Raw genomic sequence first — 10,071 nt, 5'->3', positions numbered from 1 at the left:
CAACGAGATCCGCCCGCACGAGGCGATCTCCTGGAACCGGCCAATGGAGGTGCACCTGGGCCTGGCCGACCCCACCATCCCCAACTTCGAACGAGAAGAAATCCTGCCAACTACTTGACGCGGGACACTGGCACCAACGCCTCGGCTCCGGCGTCCACGCCGACGCGATCATGGACCGCATCGTCCACAACACCGTCTGGATCGAAACCGGCGACGTCAACATGCGCGAACACACCGCCACGAACAGCTGAACCGGGCCGGTGGGCGCTGCTCCGCGAGGGGCGGTGCTCACCGGCAATATCGGCTGGTGCCGAACCGCAATATCCGGTGGTGCTCAATCGCAATATTCAGTGGTGCTCAACGGTCCGAATACTCAATCAGCAGAAACGCCGACTCGACGACGCTCTCCGCGACCTCGCTGCGCTCGTAACAGCGGATGTCGGGTTGGACTTCGATTGGTCAGTTCCTGCCCCGCTTGAGCGCACCAGCGGAGACCCCGAGTCGGCTATCGCACTCCGCATTCTGCTTTACAGCCTCGACGGGGGAACGCTCGCGCGGGTTCAGAAGGCGATCGGGCAACGATGGCCGGCGGTGACGGTTCGTACCTCCTCCGAGAAGGACGGCAGCCCGATGCTGAAGCAGTACGCGAGAAACGCAGATCTGGTCGTGGTCGCTACGCGCCGCGCAGCCCATGCGGCGACCGGTTGCATCGCAGACAACGCCGGATCGGCGTTGGTTCGGTACCCCGACGGTGCCGGATCGGCTTCGATGTTGCGAGCGGTGCTTGCGGGCATCGACGAACTCACTGTTTGAACCGAAGGAATCTCACTATCGCTGGGTTGCGAGTGCTTCCGAGGTCCGGACTACCCGCAGCAAGTGGCTCGTCAGCAGGCGTACGTCGTTCGGCGTGTTCTGGATGCCGTTCCAATCGAAAACGTCGTTTTTCCGAGGTCAGAAGCGAAAAAAGCTCCTCCAGCCAAGGTTGCCAACCACCGACCCGAGCAGCCGCTCAACGGTCGCGAGTTGACTCTGGTCAACGAGGCGAGGCCGTGACCGCTGGCCCGGATCAGCTGGTGGTGAGCGCGAGTGCCTCGTCGAGGATCGAGCGCACGGCGCGCGGGTCATGCGCGAAGCGACCGAGGAAGAGCCCGTCCGCCGCGGGGTAGATCTCAGTAAGAAGACCCGGACCCGCGCTGCCGCCGTAGATGACGTCGACCTGGAACCGGTCGTCATCGTCCGTTGACGCCTTGAGGTCGGCGCAGACGTCAATGATGTGTTCGATGGGGGCCGGCTCGGCGGCGCCGATCGCCCACTCGGGCTCGTAAGCTGCGATGACGCGCCCCGAGAGGCCTTCTGAACGGGCCTGGCTCAGGGCTGACTCGATCTGCGCGACGCACAGGGCTGCGGCGGCTGTCGAGTCGGTGCGTACTGGCTCACCGAGACACAGCACGACGTCGAGCCCGTTCCGCAACGCCGCCGCCATCTTCGCGGCGACCATCTCGCTCGTCTCACCGAACAGCCTGCGACGCTCGGCGTGCCCCACTTCGGCGAGGCTGCCGCCGAGGTCTGCAATCTCGGCCCCGCTCACCTCGCCCGTGTAGGGACCACTGTCGACGGTCGCGACATCCTGTGCGCCGACCCGGTAGGGCGGCTCCGATGCGAGCACCGCCGGAAGAGAGAGGAACGTCGGCAGCACGAAGAAGTCGACCAGTCCGTCCCGCGTGGTGGGATGCTCGCGGCAGAGGTCGGCGACCGAGGAGCACCACTCGAGGGTCCGCGCATGCGAGAAGTACATCTTGTGGCTCACGCCGATGGTGAAGCTCACGCGGCCGTCAGTCCCCTTCATAGGCGCAGATCTCCTGCACCTTCTCGTTGGAGGCGCTCGACGGGTCGAACCGGTAGTCGAGCCATTCACGGACGAGACGGCGGGCGAGCTCGATCCCCACGACACGCTGACCCATGCAGAGCACCTGGGCATCGTTCGAGAGGACCGCGCGTTCGACCGAGAATCCGTCGTGCGCGGTGACGGCGCGAACACCCCTTATTTTGTTCGCGGCGATCGCGACACCGAGCCCAGTGCCGCAGATCAGCAGGGCGCGGTCGGCCTCGCCGCGGGCGACCATCTCGGCCGCCGCGACCGCGACCGTCGGGTAGTTCGTGTGCGAGTCCGCGTCGACGCCGACATCGACGACGGTCGAGACCGCGTCGCTCGCCTCGAGATCCTGCTTGAGGCGTTCCTTGTACTCGAACCCGGCATCATCGCTGCCGATCACGATTTTCAAGGCATCCATGAGAGTTCCTTTAGTTAGGAGTTGAAATCAGGCCGTGTCATCCCGCGATGCGAACCGGTGGGCGGGTCACCTCGGCGATCATCGCGAGCGAGATCGCACCAGGGTCCGGGCTGCCCATGGCGTGCTCGCCGTGCGACCGCGCGCGGCCCTTTCGCGGTAGGAGGTCAGCGGTCGCGTCGGCTGCTGCGGATGCGGCCTCGGCGGCGGCGCGCCAGGCCGCCGCGCTCGAGGCCCCAGTCCTCACTTCGCGGTCGAAGGTCTCCACGAATGGCACGAGAGCGTCGACCAGTGTCTTGTCACCGATCTCGGCGCCGCCTGCGGCGGCCACCGCTTGACGAGCGGCGAGGAACCCGTCCGCGAGCACGCGAGGGCCGACCGGGTCGAAGTCGCCGACGGCTTCACCGAGCGAGGCCAGGATCACCCTCCACAGCGCCCCGGACGTTCCGCCGGCGGCGTCAGACCATGCCTCCGCCGCGGTGGTGAGGGTCGTGCCCGCGCCCGCGCCCCCCTCCTGCGCGCCTCGCGCGGCGCGAGCCGCGGCGGCCGATCCGCGTTTCATCCCGATCCCGTGGTCGCCGTCACCGGCGACGGAGTCGAGCGCGCCGAGCGACTCGGCATTCTCCGCAAGGGCGTCGGCAACGGCATCCAGCGCCGCGATGACGCGCGTCGCGTTCACCCTCGACGCCGAAGACGCCTCGGGGATCTGGACCGATGCGCTGTCTGCCTCGACCGCCTGACGCACCCGCGTGGCCGACGGCGAGACAGCTCCGCGGCGGAAAGCGGGCGAGTCGGCTGGGGCGAGCCAATGGCGTTCGAGTTCGTCGTCGAGCCAGAGCAGCGTCAGCGATGCGCCTGCCATGTCGAAGCTGGTGCAGAACTCGCCGACCTGTGGGTCGACGAGTTCGAGACCGGCCTCGGTGAGCAGAGCCGAAACTCTGCCGAACACCACGAACAGCTCCTCGTACTTGACGCTTCCGAGGCCGTTGAGGATCGGCACGACTCGAACGCCACGTGGGTCGAGGCCGTCGGGAACCTCGGCAAGCAGGCGCTCCACGAAGAGCTCGGCCAGGGCATCGGCGGTCGGCATCGGAACTGTGTCGAGGCCGGGTTCGCCGTGGATGCCGAGACCGATCGCCATCATCCCCTCCGGCACGCTGAACAGCGGTGCGTCGGCCCCGGGCAGCGTGCATCCCGAGAAGGCGACACCCATCGACCGGGTGCGCGCATTGGTCTTCACGGCGAGCCTCTCGACCTCGTCGAGGTCGGACCCGGCGGCGGCCGCGGCTCCGGCGACCTTGAAGACGGTCAGGTCGCCGGCGATGCCTCGACGCTGATCGAGAGCATCGGCGGGCGCGCTGAAGATGTCATCGGCCACAGCGACCGTGCGGCAGTCGATGCCTTCGGCTCGAAGCCGCTCCTGCGCTTCGGAGAAGTTGAGGACATCGCCCGCGTAGTTGCCGTAGCTGAGCAGGATGCCGCGGCCCTGGTCGACGGACTTCGCGACCGAGAACACCTGGTTGATGGAGGGCGACGCGAAGATGTTCCCCATCACCGCCGCGTCGGCGAGCCCGGGACCGACGAGCCCCGCGAACGCCGGGTAGTGGCCCGAGCCACCGCCGATGACGACCGAGACGTGCGCCTCCTCGTCGAGTGACCGGCGTGCCACGCCTCCGGAGACCCGAACGAGACGCTCGGGATGGGCGGCGACGAGCCCGTCGATCATCTGATCGGTGAAGTCGGCCGGGTCGTTGAAGAGGCGGGTCATCGTGCGTCCTTGGTGTGCGAGGATTCAGCGGTTGTAGGGCGGAACCGGTCCGTGCAGAGCGTCACCCACGGCATCGATCTTCGCGATGACCGAGGGGTCGAGCGGACCGGCCGCGAGCGCTCTCAGGTTCGCGCCGAGCTGCGCCGAACTCGAAGCCCCGACGACCACCGAGTCGGTGGTCGGACGGGCTGCCACCCACCGCAGCGCGGCTTCGGCGGGAGCGATGCCGGCCCTGTCGGCGAGGTCGGCGAAGGAGTCGGAAGCGTCGAGCAACTTGTCGTTCCAGTACCGCTCGCGGTAGACCGATGCGATGCGGGCACGCCCGAACCGTCCGGTCTCTTCGGCAGAGCCGCGGGCGTGACGGCGTGCGAGAAGACCCCCGGCGAGGGGGTTGTAGACGGCGGTGGGGAGCGACGCCCATTGCGCGAAGGAGGTGTATTCGCTTTCGAGTGCACGTGCGATCGGGTTGTAGAGCTGTTGAGCGATGACCGGACGCGGCATCCCCGCCTTGTCGGCTTCGGCCATGATGACGGCGATCTGCCATGCCGCGTAGTTCGAGACACCGTAGGCCGAGATGAGGCCGCGGTCAATGAGGGCGGCGATCGTGGTGAGCGTCTCGCGGATGTCGGTGTCGTAGTCGGGCTTGTGCAGGTAGAGGAGGTCGACGCTGTCGCGTCGCAGGCGCCTGAGGCTGGCGGTGAGGGCGACCTCGATGCCGTCACCCGACAGTGGGCTTCGACCCTCGAGCTCGGGGGTGTCCATGCCGACCTTCGTGGCGAGCACGATGCCGTCCCGGGGGAGAAGACGGGCGAGCATCTCTTCGGTCTTCCCGCCGGCATAGACGTTGGCCGTGTCGATCCAGGTGACCCCGGCGTCCAGCGCCGCGCCGAGGATGGCGTCCGCATCCCCTTCGTCGACGGTGTCGGCGAAGGTCATCGTGCCGAGGATCACCGGCGGGATCGCGCCGACCCCTGCGTCGCTGGGCACCGCTGCGTCGCTGGACATCGGCTACAGCCCCGCCGGCGCCGACCAAGTCGTGGCATCCCGACGCCACGCCGCGAGCGAGTCCGCCGTGTTGGTGGTGGGAATGTACTCCAGAGCCATCAGTCCGTCGTAGCCCGCGGCGAGCAGCGCCTCGACGGCCGGCCCGACGGCACCTTCGCCGCTGCCCGGCTCTCCACGGTTCGGGATGTCTGCCAGCTGGACGTGCGCGATGTCGCCGGTGTGCTCCGCGATGAGGGCGAGCACATCCTCGCCGTTCATCGCCAGGTGGTACTGGTCGAGCAGGAACTCGACGTTGGTGATGCCGCGGGCATGCAGGCGATCGCGGATCGCGAATGCGTCGGCCGCGCTCTTCATGCTGTAAAGCGGCATCCGCGATACCGGTTCGAGCAGGACGACGCCGCCCACCGCGCCGAGCTCCGTGGCCGCGAAAGCGAGGTTGTCGTCGCCGACGCGGTTCTGCACTTCAGGGTCGAGGCCCTCGCGGCGGTGGCCGTAGGGCGCGTTGAACATCCGGGTGCCGAGCCGCCGACCGACCTCGACGGCCACCGCGACGCTGTCGCGGAACTCCTGGGTGCGCTCCGGGTAGGAGAGGACTCCCCGCTCACCGGCGGGCATGTCACCGGCGAACAGGTTCATGGCCACGAGCGAAACACCCGCGTCGTCGACGGCGGCGATGAAAGCGTCGACCTCGTCCGACGACGGACGGCCGCTGGTGCCGAACGGCCACCAGTACTCGATCGCGTCGAACCCTTCCGCAGCGGCGGCTGCGGGACGATCGAGCAGCGGAAGCTCGGTGAAGAGCAGGCTGAGGTTGGCCACCCAGCGGGGGGCAGGCTTCGTGGTCGTGCTCATGCGGTGTCTCCCTCGAGCTCGTGGGGATCGGGACGTGTCGCGTCCCTCATGACGGTGATGACAATGGCGAGCGCGTCGTCGCCCCCGACGTTGCCGGGGAAGACGACGTACGGCGTGCCCATCACGTCGCCGGGTGCTTCGACCGGCTCGAGCAGCGAGATCTGCCCGGGAAGGAACTGGCCCACGACGCGCGCGCGACGGATGCCGAGTGCATCGACGGCGACCTCGTGCGAGGTGATGCCGCCCTTCGCAACGACCCATGCCGGCGCGTCGCGCACCGCCTTCACGACCGAGACGAGGGCGTTCGACACGCGCACCGAGAGCGCGAGCGACGCCGAAGGATCCTCGGCGGTGACGAGCGTGCGGCTGGTGTAGACAAGCATGTCGGCGGCGGCGAGCCCCTCGCGGATGCGCCGCACCACGTCGGCGAGGTGCTCGTCGCGCCCATCGCCGAGAACGGTCGGCACGTCGATCTCGACGGTGCTGATCCCGCCGAGCTCGGCAGCGCGGGCGACCTGCCGGCTGGTGAGGCCGACGTGCGAGCCGACAGCTATGAGGCCGTGCAGCCCGAGGCCCGTCCGGGCAGGGATCTCGGGGCCGATCAGCGGCTGGGTGCCGGAGAGTCCGGCAAGGGGGCGCACGAGCGACGGGCCGCTGCGGAACACGAAGTGGCGGCCCTCGCTCTGCACGGTTCGGATGGCGAGCACCACGGTCTCGAGATCTGCGTACTCGGTGGCGTTCACCACGATCCACTGACGACCGCTCGCCTCGCGAAGGAGCGCGGCCACCGCATCCACACCGCCCGTGCGGATGGTGTCGAGAGCGATCGAACTGACAGGGATCGACTCGTCCCCGCTCTTCTCACGCAGGAAGTCGCGAAGATTGGACGACCGGTAGCCGAAGGTCGTGTCTCCGGCGAACTCGGTGTCACCGACCGGGATGTCCTCGCCTGCGACCCGCGCATAGTGGATGTCGTTCCTGGTGGTGCGTCCGGCCTCCATCATCGCCGGGCAGAACACGATGCCATCGACCGCATGACCGGTCTCCTGCTCGTAGACGTCGGCGATCGCGTCGGCCTCGGCGAGGACATGACCACGCAGCGTCGAGTCGCTGCGCGAGACGAGATCCACCGGACCGTCGAGCCCGAGGGTGAGGACGGCTCGCGCGGCATCCCGAGTGCGGGCGACCGCCTCCGCCTCATCGAGCGCCCGCGTATTCGTGAGCACGAAACACGTCGATGCAGGCGCGCTGAGCCCAGCCGCGATCGCATCGGCGTCGACAGTGGTGACGACCGACACGTCGTGCACGCACTGCGACCCCGTCGGGTCGTCGTCGAGCACTGCGATGCGGCGCCGATCCGACTGGTTGCGCGCGACGATCTGCTCGAGGATCACCGCGCAACCCGTCCTGCCGCCGTACGCTGCTTCAGGAATGCGATGCCGATGCTGTTCCAGTCGTCTTCGGCGGCGAGGGTGGTGGCCTCGTCGGCCTGCCAGGGCAGCCAGTGCTCCAGCACCTGGCTGAGGTTCTTGTCAGCAGGCCGGATCGCGTCGACCATGTAGTCGTAGTCGAGCAGGCCCGTGCCGAGGGGCGCGCCGGTCAACTGGAACCCGATGCTTCCCGTGCGGCGGGTGAACTCGAAGTCCTTGATGTGCATGTTCGTCACGCGCGGCGCCACCAGGTCGATCACCTGCTTCGGTGTCTCGAGGATGGCGATCGTGTTCGACGGGTCGGAGCAGATGCCGATGCGCGGATGATCGATCGTCTCGACCAGTCGCACGATGTCGGGCGTGGGCACCTGCTCGTAGGTCTCGATCGCGACCGTCACATCGGAGCGTTCGAATGCGGGAAGCAGATCGGTGAGGATCTGCGTCGCTTCCTCAATGCTCGGCTGGTGGTCGGGGACCTTGAGCATGGTGCGAAGGATGCGCGAGTCGAGCGCCTCGCAGATCCGGAGGTGGTTCTGCAGGTGCTCGGGACGGACGCCTTTGGTGCCGACTTCGAGCCGGACCCCGAGTGCATCGGCTCGCCGGCGAATGGCCGCGAGCTGCGCGCCATCCATCTCGGCAAGCGGCGCATAGTCGCAGATCTGCACGAGGTCGACACCCAATTCCGCAGATCGCTGCAGCACGTCATCGAGGGAGTAGGGCTTCTCAACGCTCTCTGACAGATGCCAGAAGAAAGCGTAGGTGCTGATGCCGATGGGCATGGTGATCCTTTACGTCGTTCAGAAGCCGGCGAGGCGTGGCAGCCACAGCACGACATCGGGGAGCAGAGCCAGCACCGCGGTGATCAGCACGACCACCCCGACCAACGGAAGGACGGCGATCGAGGTCCGCTCGATCGACGTGCCTGCGAGCTTCGCCGTGACGAAGAGGCAGACGCCAACAGGTGGCGTGGCCACACCGATCGCGAGCGCCATCACGACGATCACCCCGACGAACAGCGGGTCGAGTCCCGACCCTTCGCTGATGCCGATCACGATCGGCGCGATGATCGCGATCGCGGCATTGGTCTCCATGAAGCTGCCGATGACAACGAGCAGTCCGACGAGCACCAGCATGATCGCCCACGGTTCGCTCAGCCCGGAGAGCAGTGCATCCGCGGCCTGGCCAGGGATGCGCTCGTAGGTGAGGATGTAGCCCAGGGTCGAAGCGGTCGCGATCACGGTGAGGATGACGCCGGTCGTGATAGCCGTGCGCAGGAGCACACCCCACAGCGTCTTGAAGTTAAGGCTGCGGTAGAAGACGAGCCCGACGACGAGGGTGTACAGCGCACCGATCGCGCCGGCTTCGGTGGGGGTCATGATGCCGAGCAGGATTCCGCCGATGATGATGACCGGGATGGCCAGCGCCCCGAGGGCACGCATGAAGGTCGTGCCGAGCGCCGACACAGGGGGCCGTGCCGTGATCGGGACGTTGTTCTTCTTGGCGAGGAACCGGATGACGACGCCGAGGGCGATGATAAGCAGGATGCCGGGAACATAGCCCGCGACGAAGAGCCCGCCGATCGAGACTCCGGTGAGGGACCCGTAGACGACCATCGAGATGCTCGGCGGGATGACGGTCCCGAGGCTGCTCGAGGCGCTCTCGACGGCGGCAGCGGTGGCCCGCGGGTATCCCTGCTTCTTCATCGCCGGAATCGTGATCGCGCCCGTGCCCACGGCGTTGGCGACAGAGGAGCCGGAGAAGGAGGACATCATCGCGCTCGAGACGAGGGCGACGACGCCCATGCCGCCGCGCAGATGCCCGACCGCCGCTTTGGCGAGGTCGACGAGCCTTTGGGAGATGCCGCTGGCATTCATCAGCTCGCCGACGAGGATGAAGAACGGGATCGCCAGGAGGGGAAATGAGGAGGGCTTCGAACTCATGATCTGCGGGATGATCGTGAGCGGCACGCTCGCCGGCATGAACCAGTAGATGTAGCCGAGTGACGAGAGCCCGAGTGCGAAGGCGATAGGCACCCGAAGTGCCATCAGCAGGACGAAGGACGCGATGAGGAACGTGATTCCCATGGTGATCAGATCCCCAAGCCTTCGAGTTCTTCTTCTTCAGGGGTGCGGGGCGGCTCCTGCCCTTTGATGAGGCGGACGACGTTCGTGCCGATGTTCACCACGACGTAGATGGAAGACAGCAGCATGCCGACGAGCAGCGCGCTGTACCCCCACGCAGGCGAGATGTGAAGGCTGGGCGTCAGCCGGGGCGAGTCGAGCGCGAGGAGGACGTATTTGTAGCTCTCTACGAGCACGGTGAACGTGAAGACCAGCAGCAGAATGTCGGAGACGATGAGCACGGCGACGAGCACGCGCCCTTTCAGGCGGTTGGTCACGGCCGTGATCGCAAGATGGCCGCCCTCGAGGAACGCGAGGAAGGCGCCGATGTAGATCGCCCAGATGAAGAGCAGGGTCGCCAGCTCCGTAGAGCCGGAAAGGACCACGCCGAACGCGCGCAGGATGACGCTGCCGCCGACGACGAGGACAAGGCTGGCGACGAGTGCGACGGCGAGCGCACGGATCGCGGTGAGGGGGATCTGTAAGAGGCGTTGAGAAGCCATTGCGACCTTCGGGGTGGTGGTGCCGGAACGAGAACGGAGGGTGTCGGGGGGGGCGGGGGGGGGGGGGGCCCCCCCCCGGCCGGGGGGCGCGCGGGGCGGGCGGGC

General features: G+C 67.5%; 10 protein-coding genes and 1 pseudogene. 2 read left to right on the top strand and 9 right to left on the bottom strand.

Annotated elements, in window-relative coordinates; genetic code table 11:
- Positions 1-128: 128 nt before the first annotated feature.
- A pseudogene (locus J4H92_RS15835) lies at positions 129-251 on the top strand (ATP-binding protein); the annotation flags it as partial.
- Between the two features lie 79 nt (positions 252-330).
- Positions 331-813 carry a hypothetical protein gene (locus J4H92_RS14970; RefSeq protein WP_208098978.1) on the top strand — a complete coding sequence of 161 codons (483 nt, stop codon included), beginning with the start codon at positions 331-333 and terminating at the stop codon, positions 811-813.
- Positions 814-1,066: 253 nt separating this feature from the next.
- On the opposite strand, the gene J4H92_RS14965 is transcribed toward J4H92_RS14970, so the two are convergent.
- From J4H92_RS14965 to J4H92_RS14925, 9 genes are read right to left on the bottom strand one after another with little or no spacing between them, the layout of a single operon-like run.
- Entirely contained in the window at positions 1,067-1,846 is a 780-nt protein-coding gene (locus J4H92_RS14965) for a triose-phosphate isomerase family protein (protein ID WP_208098977.1), read from the bottom strand.
- Positions 1,833-2,291, bottom strand: coding sequence for a ribose-5-phosphate isomerase (locus J4H92_RS14960; protein ID WP_208098976.1), 459 nt, complete (start codon positions 2,289-2,291; stop codon positions 1,833-1,835). Before J4H92_RS14960 ends, J4H92_RS14965 begins: the two co-directional genes overlap by 14 nt.
- Positions 2,292-2,328: 37 nt before the next feature.
- The gene (locus J4H92_RS14955) at positions 2,329-4,056 is read right to left on the bottom strand and encodes a dihydroxyacetone kinase family protein (protein ID WP_208098975.1); all 1,728 of its coding nucleotides are present in this window, start codon (positions 4,054-4,056) and stop codon (positions 2,329-2,331) included.
- Between the two features lie 24 nt (positions 4,057-4,080).
- Positions 4,081-5,061, bottom strand: coding sequence for an aldo/keto reductase (locus J4H92_RS14950; protein WP_208098974.1), 981 nt, complete (start codon positions 5,059-5,061; stop codon positions 4,081-4,083).
- Between the two features lie 3 nt (positions 5,062-5,064).
- On the bottom strand, positions 5,065-5,913 hold the full coding sequence (locus J4H92_RS14945; protein ID WP_208098973.1) for a hydroxypyruvate isomerase family protein: 849 nt from the start codon (positions 5,911-5,913) through the stop codon (positions 5,065-5,067).
- Positions 5,910-7,307: a four-carbon acid sugar kinase family protein gene (locus J4H92_RS14940; protein WP_341783126.1), complete on the bottom strand. Its 1,398-nt coding sequence runs from the start codon at positions 7,305-7,307 to the stop codon at positions 5,910-5,912. Before J4H92_RS14940 ends, J4H92_RS14945 begins: the two co-directional genes overlap by 4 nt.
- A complete protein-coding gene (locus J4H92_RS14935) occupies positions 7,304-8,122 on the bottom strand; it encodes a sugar phosphate isomerase/epimerase family protein (protein ID WP_243752440.1) in 819 nt (272 codons plus the stop codon). The genes J4H92_RS14940 and J4H92_RS14935 overlap by 4 nt, the downstream gene beginning before the upstream one ends.
- Positions 8,123-8,140: 18 nt before the next feature.
- Complete coding sequence (locus J4H92_RS14930) at positions 8,141-9,427, bottom strand: TRAP transporter large permease (RefSeq protein WP_208098972.1); 1,287 nt, start codon at positions 9,425-9,427, stop codon at positions 8,141-8,143.
- Between the two features lie 5 nt (positions 9,428-9,432).
- Entirely contained in the window at positions 9,433-9,966 is a 534-nt protein-coding gene (locus tag J4H92_RS14925; RefSeq protein WP_208098971.1) for a TRAP transporter small permease, read from the bottom strand.
- Between the last annotated feature and the right edge of the window lie 105 nt (positions 9,967-10,071).

The organism is Leucobacter weissii (genome assembly GCF_017565745.1).
GTDB classification, from domain to species: Bacteria; Actinomycetota; Actinomycetes; order Actinomycetales; family Microbacteriaceae; genus Leucobacter; species Leucobacter weissii.
This window is presented reverse-complemented; position numbering and strand designations above follow the sequence as displayed.

What these genes read in the sequence shown, in the direction of transcription:
- J4H92_RS14965 (WP_208098977.1), bottom strand. Translation starts at nt 1,846, where the DNA reads ATGAAGGGGACTGACGGCCGCGTGAGCTTCACCATCGGCGTGAGCCAC.
- J4H92_RS14960 (WP_208098976.1), bottom strand. Translation starts at nt 2,291, where the DNA reads ATGGATGCCTTGAAAATCGTGATCGGCAGCGATGATGCCGGGTTCGAG.
- J4H92_RS14955 (WP_208098975.1), bottom strand. Translation starts at nt 4,056, where the DNA reads ATGACCCGCCTCTTCAACGACCCGGCCGACTTCACCGATCAGATGATC.
- J4H92_RS14950 (WP_208098974.1), bottom strand. Translation starts at nt 5,061, where the DNA reads ATGTCCAGCGACGCAGCGGTGCCCAGCGACGCAGGGGTCGGCGCGATC.
- J4H92_RS14945 (WP_208098973.1), bottom strand. Translation starts at nt 5,913, where the DNA reads ATGAGCACGACCACGAAGCCTGCCCCCCGCTGGGTGGCCAACCTCAGC.
- J4H92_RS14935 (WP_243752440.1), bottom strand. Translation starts at nt 8,122, where the DNA reads ATGCCCATCGGCATCAGCACCTACGCTTTCTTCTGGCATCTGTCAGAG.
- J4H92_RS14930 (WP_208098972.1), bottom strand. Translation starts at nt 9,427, where the DNA reads ATGGGAATCACGTTCCTCATCGCGTCCTTCGTCCTGCTGATGGCACTT.
- J4H92_RS14925 (WP_208098971.1), bottom strand. Translation starts at nt 9,966, where the DNA reads ATGGCTTCTCAACGCCTCTTACAGATCCCCCTCACCGCGATCCGTGCG.